This is a genomic window from Siphonobacter sp. BAB-5385 (genome assembly GCF_002261125.1).
Lineage (GTDB): Bacteria > Bacteroidota > Bacteroidia > Cytophagales > Spirosomataceae > Siphonobacter.
On the sequence record NZ_NMPS01000190.1, the window covers coordinates 58258 to 79072 of the forward strand.

The window sequence follows — 20815 nt, forward strand, 5'->3', positions numbered from 1 at the left end:
CTTTTCAAACGTATTCTACTTATGAAATCCTATCGTTTTCTCCTGTTGCTGACCCTGGGATTATACCTCGGTAGCTGTCAGAAAAAAACTTCCGAAACGGAACACGCGGGTCATGCCCACGAACACGGCGAGGCCGGCCATGATCATGAGGGCCATAATCACGGTGATCACGATCATCACCACGATGAAGAAGAAGGTCACGAAGCCGAAGAAGCCGAGCTGACCGAAACGCAGTACAAAGCCGCCCAGATTACGCTGGGTTCGGTACAACAAAAAGCGATGGCCGGTACCATTCAGGTGACGGGTGTACTGTCCATGCCGCCGCAACAGCAGATCAGTATTTCGTTTCCCTACGGCGGCATTGTTCGCAGTACGACGCTGCTTCCCGGAAAATGGGTCAACAAAGGCGAAGTGCTGTTAACGCTGGAAAATCCGGAATTTATCACCCTGCAACAGGAGTACCTAGAAGCTCAAAGTCAGCTGGCTTACACTGAAAAAGAAAACCAGCGGCAGTCCGAACTGAGCCGGGAAAACGTTTCGGCAGCAAAGACATTTCAACGAAGCAGTGCTGAATTACAGGGTCTACAGGCCCGTTTGCAGGGACTTCGTCAGAAGTTAAGTTTGCTGCAACTGACGCCCGCAGCGGTGAGCAAAGGCATTCAGAATCGCATTGCGGTACGGGCTTCCTCCAGCGGTTACGTGACCCACGTGAACGTGAATACGGGCAAGGCTGTACAAGCCAACGAAATGCTGGCCGAACTAGCGGATACGCGTTTCGTCCAGGCCGAACTGACGGTTTTCGAAAAGGATCTTTCCAAACTTCGTACAGGACAAAAAGTCCAGCTACAGCTCGGCCATGAAACCACCCCGCGAACGGCGACGGTCTTACTGATTGGGCGGGAAATTACGCCGGAGCGAGCCGTGAAAGTCCTTTGCAAACTGGATCAGACCAGCCGCGACCTGGTACCCGGCACGTACCTGACGGCTCAGATTTCGGGCGGCAGTACGGAGGCGGCTACCCTCCCCGAATCGGCAATCGTTCGTTCCGGTGATAAGCAGTACATCTTCGTTTCCGAAGGAGCCCATAAAGAAGAAGGCGGTACGCATTACCCCTTTAAACGCCTGGAAATTCAAACCGGACTGACCCAAAATGGCTTCGTGGAAGTAAAACTACCGGAGGCCGTCAAACCGAATACCATTGTGGTGAAAGGGGCGTATGATTTGCTTTCGGTGATGAATAACAGTGAGCATGGGCATTCGCATTAATTGAATGTTGCTACTATTCATGAATGGTTGAAGTCTGACAAGCAAATAGGCCCGCGATCTCGTCGCGGGCCTATTTGCTTTTAATCATACTACTAAACGGAGTACTGCTTTAATCTTTCTCAGGGCACAATCGTCGTAAACAGATAGACAGCGAAAAGAACCAGTAAAACCACCCCCTGCATGATGGTCGTACGTCCCGTGCCGAAGGATAAGGTGACCGTAAAAAGGGCCAGGATAAGTAGTACGGTTGATTTCATGTCAATCCCCAGCGTGATCGTCAGACCCGTGCACATGGCCACGATGGCAACGGCAGGAATCGTCAGACCGATACTGGCTAATGCGGATCCCAGGGCCAGGTTCAGGCTCGTTTGCAACTGGTTTCTTCGGGCGGCCCGGTAGGCTGATAATCCCTCCGGCAGCAAAATAATGGCGGCTACAATAACACCAACTACTGATTCGGGAGCCCCCATATGAACCACGCCCTGTTCAATGGTAGGGGCCAGTAATTTCGCAATGAAAACCACAGCAGCCAAACAAGCCAATAGCAGTATAACACTAGCCAGAGCCGTAGCTCCTGAAGGTTCTTCCACGGGTTCTTCTACCATATGTTCTATATCTTCCGGTAGGAAATACCCCCGATGTCGCACCGTTTGCACCAGCACAAATGTACCGTATAACACCAGCGAAATAACCGCTACGAACATCAGCTGGCTATTATTATAAAAAGGGCCCGGAATACTGATGGTGAAATTGGGTAAAACCAGGGTTAAGATCGAAATGGCCGATAGCGTAACGAGTGCCGTACTAACCCCATAGCGGCCAAACTGTTGTTCCTGATACTTAACCCCGCCTACCAACAGACATAACCCAACGATTCCGGTTAGAATAATCATGATTGCGGCAAAAACCGTGTCTCTCGCCAGTGCCCCCGAGTCGGACCCGCCGGCAATCATAAGCGAAACAATCAATCCCACTTCAATAATGGTGATCGCTACAGCCAACACGAGTGTTCCCGCCGGTTCGCCCACGCGATGGGCAATGACCTCGGCGTGCTGAACAGCCGCCAAAACCGTACTAATTAAGGCCACAGCCAGTAGCAAATCATACCATAATCCAAATCCCAACGTTTCACCAAAATAAAGAGCCCAGGCAGCAACCGGGCTAAGCATTGACCATAAGGGAAGCCTTAAATTTGATAGCATCTTATAAAAAAGTTTATAGAAGTCGTCAATAATTAACTAAAACGGATACATGTATTAACAATCCATCTATACTTACAACTTTCATCCCCGCTGCTCTGTTGTAAATTTCTGATGGAATTTCTCCAGAAAGCCCTAAAAGATCTTGCCTGTAAAGAATTTACAGACGGGTACCTCTAACGGTTATCACTATAGGCTATGACTCTACTTTCGGCCTCTTTTATCGTCATTCCTGGAGTTACCCGATTGCGTACTGCTGGTGCTAATGTTTGTTAAGACGTAAGCAAGCGTTTGAAAAAGACCGTAGCTTTCCATATGCAACGAAAACTACACGCTCTCCTTCTTTTCTATACGCAGTTGGCGGGATTTCCGGTCGCTATCTCTTTGGGTTTGTGCGGTCTTATGGCTTTTAGCCCTACACATGAATGGGGTGTGCTTTGCTTCCTGAAACTACTTTTGGGGAGTTTGAGTTTGATCCTGTACCGTTATACCTATCGGCACAGCTTCTTCTTTCTCTACAATCTGAATCTGCACGAATGGGAGATTTTGCTCGCCTTACTATTGATTGACTTTACGGGTTTTCTCCTGCTCCTTCAATTCACTTCTTTCTGGTTATGATTCAGCATGTAGCGGCCGACAGTGTACGTATTCAGTTTCAGCAGCGAGTAGTCATCAGTGGAGGCTTTATCCACGCAGAGACCGGAAAAATTACCGGTTTACTAGGTCGAAATGGCAACGGAAAGAGTAGCTTTCTACAAGCCATTTTTGGAGCTATTCCCGCTGAATTCAAGTCGGTTCGGGTGAACGGCCAATGGGTACCTGATTTACTTTCCGTAAAAGGCCTGGCGGCTTACTTACCCCAACAGGCCTTTGTACCGGACGCCTTCCGGGTAAAAACCGTATTTGATCTATACGATACTAATATTCAGGTATTACAGAATCTCATGCCTGAATTAAAGCCTTTGTCTTCCCAACGCATGGACCAAGTATCGGGTGGCGAACGAAGGTTAATCGAAACCCTTTTAGTGCTCTTCCGCCCCGTCTCTTTTGTGTTGCTGGATGAGCCCTTTTCCTTTCTCTCTCCCGTAGCGGTTGAACGGCTCCATGAATTGCTTCAACAGGAAAAAACACGAAAAGGTATTATTCTGACGGATCATCGATACCGCTCGATCACCTCCATCAGCGATTCGCTGTACCTGCTTGCCAACCAGCGAACCTACCTGATTCAACACCCCGATGAATTGATCCGCTGGGGTTATTTGCACGAATAAATTTCTCCTATTATAAAAAAACGTCGCTGAACTCAGGTAGTTCAGCGACGCTTTTCAGATCGAATCGTTCGGACTATTCAGCCAGCAGTTTATCCATCAAACGGTTAAAATCTTCGACGTACTGATCGTAATATTTACCTGTGCCCGGACCCGAGAAACCGGTATGGATTTCACGGACTTTGCCCGTTTTATCGATGTAAATCGTCGTGGGGTAACCCATGATTTTATTCAGCATCGGTAAGCTCGCGGAAGCCGTCTGATCCGCTACCCCAGCCAGTACCACTGGATAAGGAATTTTAAAGCGGTCAATCATACGGATCAACTTGGGCTTAGCCACCTGATACTCGCCGCTGCGTTCGTAGGAAAGGCCTATTACCTCAACCCCGCGTTTTTTATTCTTGTTGTACCAGGGTACCATGAAGTTTGTTTCATCCATGCAATTCGGGCACCACGAACCCATGATCTGTAGAATAACCACTTTGCCTTTGAAACGTGGATCGTCGAGCGTCAGCGGTTTACCCGTTTTTGCCTCGGGGAAGCTAAAGGATACTTTGTCGTAACCCGGCTTCAGGAAGGTCAGCGATTTTTCGTCGGGTAAAGACGCCGTTTCATCTTTCACCGATACAAAAAGCGTTTGCCCACTCATCCCGCTAAACAACTGACCCGCAATTTTGTCCTTTTCCAGTTTGGCTTTGAAAAGCATCAGGTGCGAACCGTCGTAAGCCGACAAAAACAGACTATCGCCGATAATATCGCCGTCAAGGTACCGATAGTCCCCGGTAGGCGTTAAGAACGTGGCGGCGACCCGACTACCCGATTGCTCGAAGATACCGACGGCTTTTGAACTCTCGCCAAAAGTGGTGGCGTATTTGCCCGCAATTTTCCACTGCGTCGGCTGAGGCTGAGCCGCAAAGCGGTAGCTTTTCCCGTACTCCGCCCGGAACGGAATGGTGAGGGTTTGCTTACCGCGTTTTTTCTTGTAAACGCCCGTCAACTGATTTCCGGATACTTTTCCAACCAGTTCGGCATCGAACAAATCCATCGGAATATGCAGCGAATCGCCCTGCAAGGTCGACTGGTCCATTTTCAGTCGCTCTTTGCCGTTGATGGCCCACACGGAATACGTATTCGCTTTTCCGGCAGGCTCGATTTGCAGACCGAACGGCAGGGCTCCACCCTTGTTAAAGATTTCAGCCCGCCAAATTCCTTTTTTTACTGGTGTCTGAGCAAAGCCATTCAGCGTGCCCCAAAGTCCTAAGCCCAGTAAGAAGATTTTTTTCATGAGGGAAGATTGATTATCAGCGATTTAAACCCTTTTAACACGTCTTCGAAAAATTGATTTATCAGAGCGTTGATTTACAATTGTAAATTTTGTTAATCTTGTAACTCAATACTCCGCCCATAAAATCGTTAGCAAAAGGCATAAAGTACGAAGGAAAGTTCCATCACAAGAACCTAAGCCTTATTTTTAAAGAATTTTTACTTTTTCAGGGAAGATTCGCTCTTCTCCGGGTTTATATCAGACGTATTTTACATTCATTTCGTTTACAGCATTTCGTCAGTACATGCCTTCACAACCTACGCCCGACTACCATCAGCCCGTTATGCTCAGCCAGTGTCTTGAAGGGCTTCACCTACGGCCGGAAGGCACTTACGTAGATGTGACCTTCGGTGGTGGAGGCCATTCGCGAGCCATTTTACAGCAGCTGGGGCCTACGGGACGGCTCTATAGTTTCGATCAGGACCCCGACGCCAAGGCCGAGGCCCGTCACATCGACGACAAGCGGTTTACCTTCATTGATGCCAATTTCCGTTACCTTAAAAAATTCCTCCGCGTACACGGGGTTCGTCAGGTGGACGGCATTCTGGCCGATCTGGGTATTTCCTCCCACCAGATCGACGTACCCGAACGGGGCTTCTCAACCCGCTTCGACGGTCCGCTGGACATGCGAATGAATCCGCAGGCGGAGTTTTCGGCCAAGGAGGTCATCAACGAATACGACGAAGCCCAGCTTCATAAACTATTTGGTTTATACGGAGAAATCAAAAATGCCCGTACGCTGGCCAACGCGGTATTCGCGGCCCGTCAGAATCAGACCATTGAAACCGTACAGGATTTAAAATCCGTATTACAGAAGTACGCCCCCCGTGGGAAGGAGTTTAAGTATTTCGCCCAGGTTTTCCAGGCCATCCGCATTGAAGTGAACGAAGAAATGAAGGTACTCGAAGAATTTCTCGAACAGGTACCCGAAGTGCTCGCTCCTGGTGGACGGCTGGTCGTGATGAGCTATCATTCCCTGGAAGACCGGCTGGTTAAAAACTTCATTCGGGCGGGTAAATTTCAGGGCGAAGCCGAGAAAGACCTCTACGGGAATGAACTCAAGCCACTCCGCTCCGTCACCCGCAAGCCCATTGAAGCCAGCGAGGAAGAACTAGCTCTGAACCCCCGGGCCCGCAGTGCCAAATTACGCATTGCCGAGCCGAATGAACTGGAATAAATCCCGTCAGAAAAGCTATTTACCAGATTTTGAACCCCGATTGTTGGAGGTATGTCTTCGGAGAAAAGTAAACGCTCGCATTATTTAGAGCCCATTTTTAAACTGCTCCGGGTGAGTCAGTGGGCGGGCCCGGCCAATGCCAATCAGAAGCTGCTCAACGCAGGTCTGGTCGTGGTATTGATGATTAGTTACGTAGCCTGGGTACTGCACGGCGAATCGCTCATTCGGGATACAGACCGTACGCGTCGGGAAATCAGCGAACTCAACGCCGAACTGGCATTTGAAAAATCCAAGCTGATGCAGGAATCGCGGCAGTCGCGGATCGTGCAGAAAGTAACACCCATGGGCCTGCGTGATTATCGCAATGAACAACCGCCCGTCAAAGTCGTTTTACCCACGAAAAAGCCCGTTCAACCCGAATAATTTTTCCAGATTTCAGTACGCAATCATCGGACCTATCTAACGCAACCTTCATTCCATGGCTGAAGCATTGAATTTAAAACGCCGGATTTTTTTCCGCAGTGTGATCGTCTCGGCGGGGCTATTGGTGTTTAGTATTGCCATTGCGGCCCGTATCGTTTACGTGCAGCAGGTAGAAGGCCCCGAATGGAAAAGCCGGGCAGAAAATACGCGTTACCGCATCATTCCGGCCACCCGTGGTAACATTTTCTCGGACGATGGAAGCTTACTCGTTACCTCCGTACCCGAATACCGGGTGGGCATTGATTTGAGTGTGACCGTTCGGCACTCCGCCGATTCGGCTCACTTCTATAAAAACCTGGATTCGCTTACGATTCACCTGAGTAGTATGCTCGGTGAACCGGCTTCCACCCTTCGCAAACGCATCCTCACCGCTCGAAGTCGACTGCTCGAAGTGATGGCCTATAACCAGGCTCAGACCGATACGGCCCTGTGGAAGATCGAACCCCGGTACCTTTCGATCAGTCCCCGGCCCATCGCATACGAGAAGAAAAAATGGTTTTTCGAGCAAACGCAGTGGGCGAGTATTCGCAAGGCTACGCCCGAAGAACGGGCCGAAGATAAAGCCCTGAATCGGCGAAAATTCCGCTTTAAATGGCAGCCCCTGCACCGCGTCAAGCTTTTCGCTACGGGTTTGAACTTTGAGTTGGTACCCAATCGTGAAAAACCCTTCCGGAATACGGCTTCGCGTATTCTGGGAAAAACCGACGACTCCCTGGTAAAAGACCCCAATGGTTCAGCCGTGGCCGTCATGCGGGGATCAACGGGCATCGAAAAGAGCTTTAACCGACTACTGGTGGGTCAGGAAGGACACGGCTGGTTCGAGAATCTTCGCGGCAGCTGGCGACCCCTCAACGAATCCGAAGAGCACCATCCCGTACCCGGCCTGGATTTGCATACCACCCTGAACATCAACATGCAGGATGTTACGGAAGCCGCTTTACTGAAAGCCGTGAAGCAGTACAAAGCCAAGTACGGCGTAGCGATTGTCATGGAAACCCGAACGGGTGAAATCAAGCTATTGCCAACCTGCACCACGTAAAGGATAGTACGTACGTGGATGATCAGAACTTTGCGGTGAACTTCCGGATTGCTCCGGGTTCGACCTTCAAGCTGGCTACGATGATGGCCGTATTTGAGGAAACCAACATTTCGCCCAATGATCTGGTCAATACGACGGGCGGTCGCTACCTGCACCTGCACGATTCCAACAACTCAGGGTACGGCGTCATTTCCATCCATGATGCGTTTATTCGTTCCTCGAACGTGGGGATGGCCAAAGTACTTGTTCAGCATTTCGCCAGTAAACCCGATAAATTCATCGATTACCTCGAACAGTTTCACCTGGCCGACAAACTCGGCTTCCAGGTAGAGGTAAGCCGTGGTAATGAACTACCCGAGTTCCACCGGACGACGCACCGCCTGTACAGCAAGAAAACGCTGCCGACCATGTCTATTGGCGAGGAAATGCGACTTTCAGCCTTGCAGATGTTGTCGTTCTACAATGCAGTTGCCAACAATGGATACTGGATTCAGCCCATCATCGTAAAAACGGCGAAACGCGGCGATCTGGTCGAAAAAGATTTCACGCAGACCCAGCGTCGGGATTCGAAGCCCATTTGTTCGGAAAAGACCCTCAAGATTGTCCAGAAAATGCTCACGGATGTACTCGAAGACGCTCACGGAACGGCTCGTAGCATTCGTAATCCCAACTATAGGATTGCGGGAAAAACGGGTACGTCCAAGAAATTCAACGGGAAGCTGAAAACGAATAACTACTACTCCTCGTTCATTGGCTATTTCCCAGTAGAAAAACCGCAGTACACCATTCTGGTATCACTGGATGAACCGCATAATCCGCTGACGGGACAATCGGCGTACGGCGGCACGGCCGCAGCTCCAGTATTCCGCGAAATTGCGGATAAGGTACACGCTCTGGATTTGAATATGCACCGCACCTTACGCGGCAAAGCTCAGCACAGCAGCGAATGGCAGGACGAACTGGCCAGTTCCCATCCCCAGGATCTGCAATCCATTGCCAGGAGTTTCAACGTTAAAACTTCGGCTAGTGGCTGGGATGAAGTGCCCCGGGGCAGTACGCAACGGGTACCCAACCTAAAAGGCATGAGCCTGCGGGATGCGTTGTATGTGCTCGAGAATCGGGGGTACAAAGTTCTGTACACGGGTCGCGGCCATGTGACGGCCCAGTCGCTGGAACCGGGTACGGAACCCGCCGAAAAAAGCATTACGCTCGAATTACATTAAATCGTTTAACAGTATTGAAGAAGGTCATGGGTCCCGTTCACCAGATGGGTTCATGACCTTCTTCTTTTATCCAGCCTGCCGATAAATAAGTACAGCTATCCATAATCAAAAACCAGTACTATATACTTATACATTAGATCAAGTTATCCACCTACTTGATCTATGTTCCGTACTTCTCTCCTTCTTGTTCTGCTTCCAACCAGTCTTTTCGCTCAGGGTATTTTTAAAGACAATGAAACCTATACAGCAAGGCTTCAACTTCTGGCGGGGGGAAACCTCCCTTTCTGGATGCAGGCTCGTCAATACGGTACCATTCCTGCACAAGGTCCGGTAACTCAAGCCAGCTTTTCGATCGCAGCGGATTACCAGCGACCCAGTAAAACCCGACCTTACCTGCGACGTAAGTCCTGGGACTGGGGATACGGTGTCAACGTGACCACGAATGCCGGAGCCACCAATCAGATTCTCTTGCCTGAATTGTACCTCAAATCCCGCTGGGGTGCTCTGGAAGTGTACATCGGAAAACGGAAAGAAACGTTTGGACTGGCCGATTCTACGCTGGGCGTGGGTCCGTACAGTTGGTCGGGTAACGCGATGCCCGTACCCAAGATACAGATCGGCTTTCCTAACTGGACGTCTCTCCTAAATGATCGACTGGCTTTTCAGGCCGTCTGGGCACACGGCTGGCTTGACGACCGCACTGCTTTTGTACGCCGGTCGTACCTGCATCAGAAAACGTTTTATCTGCGTTTGGGAAAGCCTACCGCCCGTTTGCAAACCTTTTTGGGCATCAACCATCAGGTCCAGTGGGGAGGTTATGCTCCCAGCCTGCGTACGAGTCCTTCACCCACGCAAACGGAGTACTTTCAACCCAACGGCTCCCTTCCCAAAGACGCAGCAGCTTTCTGGAGCGTAGTAACGGCTGGGCGAGGGAAAAATGCCGCGTATAATCCGTATGATTTTCGTGAACGGGTAGGTAATCATGTAGGCTCCGTTGATGCCGCCCTTCAACTTCAAACGAACGGGCATCGCTTCCTTTTTTACCGCCAACAGCCCTACGAAATGCCGTCGCTGCTGCATTTAGCCAACTGGCGGGATGGACTTACTGGCGTTAGTATCACTACCGATGGTACCGACACTCCCGTCATCCGTAAGCTCGTGGTGGAGGTTCTGTACACCAAAAATCAGGGACGAAAAGGTTCGCCCTTTGGCCAAGGGCCCGTCTGGGAAGAGAACTACTTTAACCACCGACAGTACCAACAGGGCTGGTCCTATCGTGAACGAACCCTAGGTACACCACTTCTGGCCCCAACTCGTGCGGCTGAAGGGCTTTTCACCAAAGACAATCTACTCTCAGCGGTACACTTGGGCCTGGATGGTTCCCTGGGGCAAGGGTATACCTTCAACGGTCGATTTACCTACCTTCACTCCGACGGAACGCCCGAATCCCCGTACACACGGGCAAAGCAACAAGTTAGTCTACTGCTGGAATTACGCAAACCAGTATGGTTTCTAAAAGGCTCTGAACTACTGGCTAGTGGAGCTGCCGATTTCGGTGACGTTTATCCGCAAAGCTGGGGCTTCTCCATGGGCATTCGGAAAAGCTGGGGATTTGCGGATGAAGACATTCCGGAAATCGCCCGGTATCGGCTGAAGTACCGATCCCGTCGCTGGTAAATAAACAAAAACGGACGGTTTCCCGTCCGTTTTGTTTATTCCGATAATTCCATCCAGCGAAATTCTTTTTCTTCGAGCTGAACGTTGATTTCCTCAATCTCTTTGGACCACAGCGTAATCTGTTGGTAATCGCCTTCGCCGGCGTTCATTTGTTCAGTAATAGCTGCCCGTTGTCCCTCCAGTTCGGTAATTTCCTTTTCGAGCGTTTCCAATTCCCGCTGTTCCTTGTAACTCAGCTTTCGTTTCGTGGAAACCGGAGCTGGCGTAGAAGCTGGTTTAGGAGCTTCGACTTTGGGTTTCGTCGGTTCAACGACGGGTGCACTACTCAAGTTTTCGCGATAATCGGTATAGTTGCCGGGGAAATCCCTGATTCTTCCTTCACCTTCAAAAACAAACAAGTGCTCTACCAGACGGTCCATGAAATAGCGGTCGTGAGAAACCAGTACCAGACAGCCCGCAAACTGGAGCAGATAATCTTCCAGTACATTCAGCGTCTGGATGTCCAGATCGTTCGTGGGCTCATCCAGAATCAGAAAGTTCGGGTTCTGAATCAGGACCTGCAACAGTTGCAAGCGACGTTTTTCACCACCCGAAAGCTTTTCTACATTGGTGTATTGCTTCTTCGGATCGAATAAAAAATGTTGCAGAAACTGACTGGCCGTAATCGTCTCACCAGAACCTAGCGTAACGACCTCCGCAATGTCTTTTACTACGTCGATGACTCGCTGTCCGGGCTTAAACGTTGGTTCACTCTGTGTATAATAACCAAACCGAACCGTTTCCCCGACACTGATCACGCCCGAGTCGGCTTGCTGTTCTCCCGTTAAAATATCCAGAAACGTAGATTTCCCCACGCCATTCTTCCCCACAATCCCTACCCGCTCGCGACGGCGAAACACGTATTCAAAGTCCTCGACGATTTTCAGATCGCCAAAAGCCTTTTTGATATGTTCCAGCTCGATAATCTTGCTACCCAGCCGGGCCATGCCAATGTTCAGCTCCACGTTCGACTCCTTCCGCCCCTGATTTGCCTTATCCTGTAAGTCGTAAAAGGCATCAATGCGGTACTGGGCTTTCGTACCCCGGGCCTTGGGTTGCCGCCGCATCCACTCCAGTTCGCGACGGAGCAGGTTTTGGGCTTTATCCACACTCGCGGATTCCGAAGCATGGCGTTCCGACTGGCGTTCCAGGAAATAGGAATAATTGCCTTTGTAGCGGTAAATATTTCCCTCGTCCAGCTCCAGGATTTCCGTACATACCCGATCCAGGAAATAGCGGTCGTGCGTCACGAGTAACAGCGTCATATTCGCCGTACCCAGGTAATTTTCCAGCCACTCGATCGCTTCCAGATCCAGGTGGTTGGTAGGCTCATCCAGAATAAGTAAATCCGGCTCGTCGAGCAGTACTTTAGCCAGAGCCACCCGCTTCCGCTGGCCCCCCGAAAGCTGTCCTACCTGCTTGTCAAAGTTGGATTCAGCTACGCCGAGTCGGCCCAGTACCTGCTTTACTTTCGATTCGTAATCCCAGGCCTTCTGTACTTCCATTTGCTCGGCAGCGTCGGCCAGTTGCTGATCCGTGCCATCGATCAGAGCCAGTTCATACGCCCGAATGGCCTGCAGCAGGGGGGTGTCGCCGAGGAACAGCGTATCCAGTACGGTCTGGTTTTCATCCAGATTCGGTTGCTGATTGAGATACCCAACCCGTACTTCCTTACGAATACTGACGGTTCCTTCTTCGGCAGTCTGTAAACCAGCCAGTACGTCCATCAAAGACGTTTTACCCGTTCCGTTTCGACCCACCAGGGCAACTTTGTCGCCCTTACTTAAGCCAAACGTGATATTTCTGAAAAGCCAGCGTTCTCCCGTTGATTTCGAGAGCCCTTCGGCGGATAAATAATTCATGCCTTCCTCGCCTGATTCAACAAATAAAAATCCACTAATACTAAGGCCGCCATCGCCTCTACGATGGGTACAGCCCGGGGTACCACGCAGGGGTCGTGTCGCCCTTTGCCCGATACGACGGCCGGATTTCCGTGGACATCCACCGATTCCTGATCCTGCATAATCGTAGCTACGGGTTTGAAAGCTACGCGGAAATAAATGTCTTCCCCGTTCGAAATACCCCCCTGAATACCGCCGGAAAGGTTGGTCCGCGTGCGTACCTTGCCCGTTTCGTCGGTGTAGTACTCATCGTTATGTTCTGAGCCGTATTGTTCAACACCCGCAAAGCCAGAACCGTATTCAAAACCTTTCACGGCGTTAATGGAAAGCATGGCTTTGCCTAATTCTGCGTGCAACTTGTCAAACACGGGTTCGCCCCAGCCCGCCGGAACGCCCGTACACACGCAGGATACTACGCCACCGATGCTATCGCCCTTTTTACGGGTTTCGTCAATGTACGCGAACATCTGCTCGGCTACCTCGGGATCAGGGCAACGTACGGCGTTTTCCTCCGCCAGAGCCAGATTCAACTGCTGATAGGGAATTTCCATTTTCAGCTTTCCCACCTGCGATACGTAGGCCTGAATCGATACACCCAATTGCTGAAGTACCAGTTTCGCCAGGGCTCCTGCTGCCACCCGAGCCGCCGTTTCGCGGGCGGACGAACGTCCCCCACCCCGGTAATCGCGAACGCCGTACTTGGCCGTGTAGGTGTAGTCCGCGTGCGAAGGCCGGAACTGCTCGGAAATGTGGCTGTAATCTTTGGACCGCTGATCTTCGTTCGGAATCATCAGGCCGATGGGTGTACCCGTTGTCTTGCCTTCGAATACCCCCGACAGGACCTGAAACGTATCGGATTCTTTGCGTTGCGTAGTAATGCGGGACTGGCCGGGTTTACGCCGATCCAGGTCCTGCTGAATAAAGGCTTCATCGAAGGTGATTCCGGCCGGACAACCGTCGATTACGACACCGATCGCTTTTCCGTGGGATTCACCAAACGTGCTGATTTTAAATAACGTACCGTATGTACTGGACATAAATTCGTACTGTTTGAGGATCAGCTGACCGTAGTCAGCCATCCGAAATAGAAGACAAAACCGTAAACGAGGGTCGGCTAGCCGCGTTTCCCTCGTATGAAAATATACACCATTCCCAAAGCCATAATCGCCAGTAGCCCATTCGCCAAACTCAGAATGGTATGCTGAACATTCACGAAGGGTTTCGTACTGTCCAGGTTTTCAAGATTACTGAAGAGCGAACCCGCCAGTGCATCCGAATCGGTATTGGTAATTTTTTCACCCTGACTTTTCAGAACCATATTCGACTGCCAGTTGACGTAGCGGCCGGTTCGTGGATTGAAAAATATCCAGCGAAAATACATGCTTAACGGGAAGTTTCCGGCCTGTTTGGGAATGATCTGAAAAGTAAAAGTTTTTTCGCCACTCACCCGGCTCCGTCGACGCGTAATGGATTGCTGGATGGTGGGTGGGTAAAAATCAAAAAAGTTATCATTTTCGGGCGTTGGAATCAGAATCGGGGTTAGGTTACCAATGCCGTTTATCGTGATTTTGTACTGAATCGTTTTCCCCGTTTGTACGACCCGGGTACTAAGTTGTTCCCGTACCGAATATTCCCCAGTAACGGCCTGATTGCGGCGGGCATCCTGGGGCAGCGGGACGGGACGAATGACGAGAGGTTTACTATGAAACGTCAGAAAAGACTGTTTTTTCGACTTTTCATCAGTCACGCTCATTTTCAGACTTACGGCAGGAAACTGGATCGGCTCCGTATTCAACGGAAAATATACTGCCTGAAAGAGCCGGTACTCGGTGTACCTTCGGCCATTAATCGTGGTTTCAAACACCTGGGGTTCGCCGCGTATACCAAAATTTTCTTCCCAGCAGTTTGCGGGTCGTATCTGCTTGAGAATAGCCCCTAATTGCAGGTTTAACGCATAGAAACCCATTTCCAGGGGATTATCATCCGCAACAAAAAAGCCCAAACTCAGGTTAAAGCCTTCGCCCGCGTAGACCTGACTGCGGTTGGAACTGAGGAGTAAAAACGCGGACGCTTTGGCATCCGCAGGCGTGGGTTCAACGGCTTCCTCCTCTTCTTCTGACACTGTCTCTTTGGCAACGGCATCGGTCACAATGACAATTCCACCCATCGATTGAACGGTCTGCCCATTTACATTCATGGTAAATGGCGTGACAGCGTAATTTCCCGGTTGGTTTGGAATATAATTTTGAGTGATGCGTTGTACTATTTCCGTACGATTGCCTACGGTGGTACTGGAAGTAGTAGTGGTGGTGCCCCGGCGGCTCATTCCCATGACATCCGGGAAGCGATCGTACTCGCGTTGTTCGCTCCCCGTGATGACTACGGTGATCGTATAGGGCTTGCCGGCAGGTATAGAAGAAGGCCCTAATTCAATGCGAATCGCGTTTTGCTGGGCAAAAACAAAAATTCTTGAAAAAGAACAATAAAAAAGTAGGATAATTAAATATATTTGTCGTGCCTTCATCGTTACAAAGATAGGCCGAAACTAATGGCCCAGCCATTTGTTAAACCTTAAACCAATTATGCCATGTCCATCACGGTATTGGAATATGTCAAGATCATTCTCCAGAAAGTAAGTTTTGACGCTCATTTATTCGAAAAAGAACTGCGTAAAGCCTTACGCCAATTGATTCCTGCTGAAGTTAAAGAACTCAAACAATGGTGCTATACCCTGTTTGGTAAAATATACTACCGCATTTTGCGTCGCTGTTTTGCTACGGTCCGTTTCCGTCGCCTGCGATTTGCCAGAGAATAGTTTGTGATGATTTTAGGGACATCAGAATCCTCGTCGGGTTTCCGACGAGGATTTTTGTTTCTTAGGTAACGTATTTATAATCAGAATATTGAAGAATGCTTATTGCGTAAGAAAGCATTCTTAGCCAATGATACGCTAGGTTCTTCTACCCGCTATACGTTACGCGGGGATGAACGTCAGGCGTTCGCCCGTTTTTTCTTCATTGAATGCTCCATTCGCGTACGCCACGTGACCCGATACGATGGTATGCGTAACAGCGGAGCGAAAGTTATACCCTTCCAGCGGCGACCAGCCACACTGAAAATGCAGGCTTTCTTTCGTGACCACATTCGGACGGTTTAGATCCACCAGCACCAGATCGGCCCAGTAGCCTTCACGGATATAGCCCCGTTTTTCCATCCGGAAACAATCGGCTACGGCGTGTGACATTTTTCGAACGATGGTTTGGAGGGAGATTTTACCGTCCTGATAAAACTCCAGCATCAGTAGCAGGGGATGTTGCACCAGCGGTAAACCCGAGGGGGCCTGCCAGTACGACTGTTGCTTTTCTTCCCAGGTGTGCGGAGCGTGGTCGGTGGCAATTACATCAATCCGGTCGTCGAGCAGAGCCTGTAACAGTTGTTGCTTATGGCCATCGGCTTTAATCGCTGGATTACACTTGATCTGATTGCCCAGGCGTTCGTAATCGCGGGCATCAAACCAGAGGTGGTGCACACAGACTTCTGACGTGATGCGTTTCTGATATTTGCGGTTGACACTCTCGGCGTCGGAATAGCCGTAATAACCTTTGTCAAACAAGGCCGTTTCTTCACCAGTCGTAATATGCAGAATGTGTAAACGCGTACCGTGCTGTTTGGCTAGTTCTACCGCCATGGAGCTGGATTTGTAACACGCCTCTTCATTCCGGATTTCGGGGTGTACGCGGGCGGGGGCATCGTCACCGTACCGTTCCTTATACGCGGCTACGTTCGCCCGAATCGTGGCTTCATCTTCACAGTGCGTAGCAATTAGGTACGGAGCATTCGCAAAAAGTTTGCCCAGCACTACTGGATTATCCACCAGCATATTCCCCGTCGATGAACCCATGAAAATTTTTACACCGCAAACCTGCGTAGCGTCCGTCCGCATGACCTCGTCGTAATTGTCGTTCGAGGCTCCCATGAAGAACGAGTAATTAGCCAGTGAACTACGGCTGGCAATCGCGTACTTATCGGCTAGCAGTTCCTGCGTGAGTGCGTTCGGAACGGTATTAGGCATTTCCATGAAGCTCGTCACGCCACCGGAAACCGCCGCCCGGGCTTCCGATCGGATAGTCGCCTTGTGCGTAAGGCCCGGTTCCCGGAAGTGTACCTGGTCATCAATGACGCCGGGTAACAGATACTGACCTTTGGCATCAATGACCTGATCGGCGTTCAGTCCGGAAAGGCCCGTACCGATTTTTTCAATGAACCCGTTTTTGATGAATACGTCCGCCGGGCGAATCTGTCCTTCGTTGACCAGCTGAGCATTAAGAATAAGAAGTGAAGACATAAGAAGGTCTGGCTAAAAAGATGCCCTGTATGCAAGCAGACAGGGCATCCGGAAAGTATTCAAAAGAACTTATCGTTGTTGCTGGATTTGAGCAAACTCCTTCGCGAAGTACGTCAGAATAATCTTTGCTCCCGCCCGTTTGATGGACGTCAGCGTTTCGAGCATCACCCGATCCCCGTCAATCCAGCCTTTCTGGGCGGCAGCTTTGATCATGGAGTATTCACCCGAAATGTTGTAGGCGGCAATGGGCAGGGCGAAGTTATCATTCAGCATCTTGATAATGTCCAGATACAGCATAGCGGGCTTCACCATCAGATAATCGGCTCCTTCGGCGTAATCCAGTTCGGCTTCAATCAGAGCTTCTTTAATGTTAGCCGGATTCATCTGATACGTTTTCTTGTCGCCGAACTTGGGGGCTGATTCCAGGGCATCCCGGAAAGGACTGTACAGAGCCGACGCGTACTTGGCTGTGTACGACATGATCGCTACTTTCGAAAATCCGGCGTCATCGAGTTTCTCCCGCAGGTATCCAACCCGACCGTCCATCATATCCGAGGGTCCGAGAATGTCCGCACCCGCCTGAGCCTGAGCAATGCCCATTTTACCCAGGTATTCCAGCGTTTCGTCGTTCAGAATCTCACCATTCTCTACGTACCCATCGTGCCCATCCGAGCTGTAGGGATCCATGGCTACATCCGTCATGACCACTACGTCCGGATACTTACTCTTCACGGCATGAATCGCCTCCAGATACATGCTACCTTCCCGCCAGCTTTCACTGGCGTACTTATCTTTTTTGGATTCATCCAAACCGGGAAATAAATCAAAGGCTTTGATGCCTAAATCCTGGCACTGGCCAATTTCATCCAGCAAATTATCCAGCGAATGCCGATACACACCCGGCATGGAAGCTACTTCTCGTTTTACATTTTGTCCTTCTACCACAAAAACCGGCAGAATGAGATCATTTACCGAAACGCTCGTTTCTTCAACCAACGCTCGCACCGCGGCACTTGTACGCAACCGACGGGGACGACGTAATATATGCATAGCTACTACAGGATACGTGAAAAACTGCCGCAAAGGTACGGCTCCTACGGTTTGAGAAGGACAGAAAAGTTGAAATCGTTCGGGGTTACTTGATAAAAGCGGCGATGGCGTACCCAATCATAACCAGACACAAAACGACCTTCATAAACATACCCGCCATGAAGCCCAGAAAGGAGCCAAACGCAGCCCGCATGGCTTTGCCTGAAGCCATACCGCCGTACATTTCTCCGCCCATCGCTCCGACAAAGGCTCCCACAAACATCCCTCCGGGAATGGGCAGGATTAAACCCAGGATAAGTCCAATCGTAGTGCCGTACGTGCCGTAGGTGGTACCGCCAAATTTTCGTACGCCCCAAATGGGTACCAGATAATCCAGTATGGCAATGATAAACGTAACGATCCCAAGAACAATAAGGGTGGTGGAAGAAAACGTGGCCCGCCCTGACCAGTGCAATAGTAGCAAGCCTAAAAAACTCAGCGGTGGACCGGGTAAAGGCAGCACGGCTCCGGCCAAACCAACGAGCAGGGCCAGTACGCCCAGAATGACTAATAAAATTTCCATACGTTTTTAGAGGTTATTGGCCTGAAAATAAAAAAAGCCATCCGTTCGGGATAGCTTTTTTACAAAAAAGAAGTACCAACTTAACTGACTGGCTTAACCAGGTTCAGTTTCTCGATGGCTTTTTCGGAAGCCGACTGCTCGGCTTTCTTTTTATTGAACCCGGTACCCGTGGCGAATACTTCGTTATCGACCATGAGTTCGGCAATGAATTCCTTATGTCGGGCAGATCCTTTTTCCGTTACCTCAAAGCGAAGGTCGCGACCTTCCCGCTGAGCCCATTCGATGATCTGCGACTTGTAATTGATATTGGTTTCTACCACTTTATCCAGATCGAAATAACTGGAAAGCAGTCGTTTCAAAATAAATTTCTTGGTAAACTGAAATCCTTTATCCAGGTAAATTGCTCCCACGAATGCTTCCAGAGCATCGCCGTACATGGACGTACGGGCCAGTACGGTCCGGCGATTCGGGTCGTATTCCACCAGCGTATCCAGGCCCAGTTTACGGGCCACCAGGTTAAGTGATTCCCGATTGACAATCCGGGAGCGGATTTCGGTCAGGAAACCTTCGTCTTTGTACGGATACTTTTTGAAGAGATACTCGGCCACGACCATACCCAGCACCGCATCGCCCAGGTATTCGAGCCGTTCGTTGGAAAGTCGGAGATCTTTGCCGTTGACGGGCTTACTCACCGACGTATGCATAAACGCCAGCCGGTATAGTTCCACATTGGACGGACGGGTACCGATAAGCGTAGCTACCGCTTTCTTCAGCTTTTTATCCTTGTCGGACGGTGATCTGAAAAACTGGGTCAGAGGGTCAAAGACCGTAGAAACGAATAGCGGTAGCAGCACAGTGTAAAACATTTATTGGCTGAGCCGTAGGTCAGCAACCCACGGCTCAACCCGACTATACTTTCTTGAAAACAACGCAAGTGTTGTGTCCGCCAAAACCAAAAGTGTTGCTAATCGCCACTTCTACCTTCCGGGCCTGGGGCTCATTGAAGGTAAGGTTTAAATTTGGATTAATATCAGGATCGTCCGTAAAATGGTTGATCGTAGGCGGTATCAACTGATTTTTAATCGCCAGAATTGCAGCTACCGCTTCAATCGCAGCCGCTCCCCCTAACAGGTGACCGGTCATGGATTTCGTGGAACTGATATTCAGCTTGGTAGCATGTTCGCCGAACAAACGCTCAATGGCCTTTAGTTCCTGCGGATCGCCAATGGGCGTGGATGTACCGTGGGTATTAATGTAATCGACTGATTCCAGGGGCAATTCAGCGTCTTCCAGAGCCAGCTTCATACACATATAGGCACCACGTCCGTCCGGATGGGGAGCTGTAATGTGATACGCATCGGACGACATACCGCCACCCATGATTTCGCAGTAGATTTTTGCTCCACGGGCTACGGCATGCTCGTATTCTTCCAGAATCAGGGCCGCTCCACCTTCACCCAGTACAAACCCTTCACGGTCTTTATCGTAGGGACGGGAAGCCGTGGCAAAATCGTCGTTACGTTCTGAAAGTGCTTTCAGGGCGTTAAAACCACCCACACCCGCCTGCGTAACAGCCGCTTCTGATCCACCGGATACGCAAATATCCATCTTACCCAAACGGATGTAGTTAAACGCGTCGATTAGGGCATTTCCTGAAGAAGCACAGGCCGATACGGTGACGTAGGTAGGTCCGCGAAATCCGTGACGGATGGAGATCAGTCCAGCGGAACTATCCGCAATCATTTTGGGAATAAAGAAGGGATTGAACCGGGGGTTTCCATCACCACCTCCAAAATTCAGTACTTCATCCTCAAACGTTTTGAGTCCACCGATACCGGCACCCCAGATTACGCCTACGCGATCAAGGTCTACTTTTTCTTTATCGATGCCCGCGTCCGCAATCGCCTCATCGGCGGTTACGACGGCGTACTGGGTAAACCAGTCCATCTTGCGGGCCTCCTGGCGAGGAATGTACGCCTGTACGTCAAAGTTTTTTACCTCACAGGCAAATTTGGTACGGAAACGGGTGGCATCGAACCGCGTAATGAGATTGGCACCGCTGACGCCTCGGGTCAGTCCGTCCCAGTATTCCTCTACCGTATTTCCTATGGGGGTAAGAGCTCCTAGTCCAGTGACAACAACTCGCTTCAATTGCATAGCGTAATAGTTTTATAATCAGGTTCAGTGATTGACTTGCCTCTTGTATCGAGAGTTTGTTTAGCAAGAAAAATCCGAACCAACAGAATCAAAAAAATGTGCTAA

Annotated in this window: 19 protein-coding genes; 9 read left to right on the forward strand and 10 right to left on the reverse strand. The window is 50.2% G+C overall.

What is annotated here, in order from left to right; translation table 11 throughout:
- The first annotated feature begins 21 nt into the window (after positions 1-21).
- On the forward strand, positions 22-1266 hold the full coding sequence (locus tag BWI93_RS18785) for an efflux RND transporter periplasmic adaptor subunit (RefSeq protein WP_094814099.1): 1245 nt from the start codon (positions 22-24) through the stop codon (positions 1264-1266).
- A gap of 119 nt (positions 1267-1385) precedes the next feature.
- Here the strand turns inward: BWI93_RS18785 and BWI93_RS18790 are convergent, their stop codons facing one another.
- Positions 1386-2390, reverse strand: a complete 1005-nt coding sequence (locus BWI93_RS18790; RefSeq protein ID WP_255157953.1) for a calcium:proton antiporter — start codon at positions 2388-2390, stop codon at positions 1386-1388.
- A gap of 390 nt (positions 2391-2780) precedes the next feature.
- On the opposite strand from BWI93_RS18790, the gene BWI93_RS18795 reads away from it, so the two are divergent.
- Both BWI93_RS18795 and BWI93_RS18800 read left to right on the forward strand, forming a co-directional pair.
- A complete protein-coding gene (locus BWI93_RS18795; RefSeq protein ID WP_094814103.1) occupies positions 2781-3083 on the forward strand; it encodes a hypothetical protein in 303 nt (100 codons plus the stop codon).
- A complete protein-coding gene (locus BWI93_RS18800) occupies positions 3080-3736 on the forward strand; it encodes an ATP-binding cassette domain-containing protein (RefSeq protein ID WP_094814105.1) in 657 nt (218 codons plus the stop codon). Before BWI93_RS18795 ends, BWI93_RS18800 begins: the two co-directional genes overlap by 4 nt.
- 73 nt (positions 3737-3809) lie before the next feature.
- On the opposite strand, the gene BWI93_RS18805 is transcribed toward BWI93_RS18800, so the two are convergent.
- The gene (locus tag BWI93_RS18805; RefSeq protein ID WP_094814107.1) at positions 3810-5018 is read right to left on the reverse strand and encodes a peroxiredoxin; all 1209 of its coding nucleotides are present in this window, start codon (positions 5016-5018) and stop codon (positions 3810-3812) included.
- 283 nt (positions 5019-5301) lie between these two features.
- Here BWI93_RS18805 and rsmH point away from each other — a divergent pair, with 283 nt between their 5' ends.
- From rsmH to BWI93_RS18830, 5 genes are all read left to right on the forward strand, one after another.
- On the forward strand, positions 5302-6234 hold the full coding sequence (gene rsmH, locus BWI93_RS18810) for a 16S rRNA (cytosine(1402)-N(4))-methyltransferase RsmH (RefSeq protein ID WP_233207818.1): 933 nt from the start codon (positions 5302-5304) through the stop codon (positions 6232-6234).
- 51 nt (positions 6235-6285) lie between these two features.
- Complete coding sequence (locus BWI93_RS18815; protein WP_094814111.1) at positions 6286-6657, forward strand: FtsL-like putative cell division protein; 372 nt, start codon at positions 6286-6288, stop codon at positions 6655-6657.
- Positions 6658-6712: 55 nt separating this feature from the next.
- Positions 6713-7756 (forward strand): hypothetical protein, encoded by a 1044-nt coding sequence (locus BWI93_RS18820; RefSeq protein WP_094814113.1) that lies wholly within the window; start codon positions 6713-6715, stop codon positions 7754-7756.
- 14 nt (positions 7757-7770) lie between these two features.
- Positions 7771-8979 (forward strand): penicillin-binding transpeptidase domain-containing protein, encoded by a 1209-nt coding sequence (locus BWI93_RS18825; protein ID WP_094814115.1) that lies wholly within the window; start codon positions 7771-7773, stop codon positions 8977-8979.
- A 162-nt stretch (positions 8980-9141) separates the two neighbouring features.
- Positions 9142-10656, forward strand: coding sequence for a capsule assembly Wzi family protein (locus BWI93_RS18830; RefSeq protein ID WP_094814117.1), 1515 nt, complete (start codon positions 9142-9144; stop codon positions 10654-10656).
- Positions 10657-10691: 35 nt separating this feature from the next.
- Here BWI93_RS18830 and BWI93_RS18835 read toward each other — a convergent pair whose 3' ends face one another.
- The 3 genes from BWI93_RS18835 to BWI93_RS18845 all read right to left on the reverse strand — a co-directional run bounded on the left by BWI93_RS18835 (position 10692) and on the right by BWI93_RS18845 (position 15120).
- Entirely contained in the window at positions 10692-12557 is a 1866-nt protein-coding gene (locus BWI93_RS18835) for an ABC-F family ATP-binding cassette domain-containing protein (RefSeq protein WP_094814119.1), read from the reverse strand.
- Positions 12554-13633 carry a chorismate synthase gene (gene aroC / locus BWI93_RS18840; protein WP_094814157.1) on the reverse strand — a complete coding sequence of 360 codons (1080 nt, stop codon included), beginning with the start codon at positions 13631-13633 and terminating at the stop codon, positions 12554-12556. Before aroC ends, BWI93_RS18835 begins: the two co-directional genes overlap by 4 nt.
- Positions 13634-13710: 77 nt before the next feature.
- Positions 13711-15120, reverse strand: coding sequence for a BatD family protein (locus tag BWI93_RS18845; protein ID WP_094814121.1), 1410 nt, complete (start codon positions 15118-15120; stop codon positions 13711-13713).
- Positions 15121-15183: 63 nt separating this feature from the next.
- Between BWI93_RS18845 and BWI93_RS18850 the strand changes: the two genes are divergently transcribed.
- Positions 15184-15411 (forward strand): hypothetical protein, encoded by a 228-nt coding sequence (locus BWI93_RS18850; RefSeq protein WP_094814123.1) that lies wholly within the window; start codon positions 15184-15186, stop codon positions 15409-15411.
- A gap of 159 nt (positions 15412-15570) precedes the next feature.
- On the opposite strand, the gene BWI93_RS18855 is transcribed toward BWI93_RS18850, so the two are convergent.
- The 5 genes from BWI93_RS18855 to fabF form a co-directional block, all read right to left on the reverse strand.
- The gene (locus tag BWI93_RS18855; protein ID WP_094814125.1) at positions 15571-16941 is read right to left on the reverse strand and encodes a dihydroorotase; all 1371 of its coding nucleotides are present in this window, start codon (positions 16939-16941) and stop codon (positions 15571-15573) included.
- 69 nt (positions 16942-17010) lie between these two features.
- Positions 17011-17991, reverse strand: coding sequence for a porphobilinogen synthase (gene hemB, locus BWI93_RS18860; protein WP_094814159.1), 981 nt, complete (start codon positions 17989-17991; stop codon positions 17011-17013).
- 85 nt (positions 17992-18076) lie between these two features.
- Entirely contained in the window at positions 18077-18553 is a 477-nt protein-coding gene (locus BWI93_RS18865; protein ID WP_094814127.1) for a DUF456 domain-containing protein, read from the reverse strand.
- Between the two features lie 80 nt (positions 18554-18633).
- On the reverse strand, positions 18634-19419 hold the full coding sequence (rnc, locus tag BWI93_RS18870; RefSeq protein WP_094814129.1) for a ribonuclease III: 786 nt from the start codon (positions 19417-19419) through the stop codon (positions 18634-18636).
- 43 nt (positions 19420-19462) lie between these two features.
- A complete protein-coding gene (fabF, locus tag BWI93_RS18875; protein ID WP_094814131.1) occupies positions 19463-20710 on the reverse strand; it encodes a beta-ketoacyl-ACP synthase II in 1248 nt (415 codons plus the stop codon).
- Positions 20711-20815: the final 105 nt, after the last annotated feature.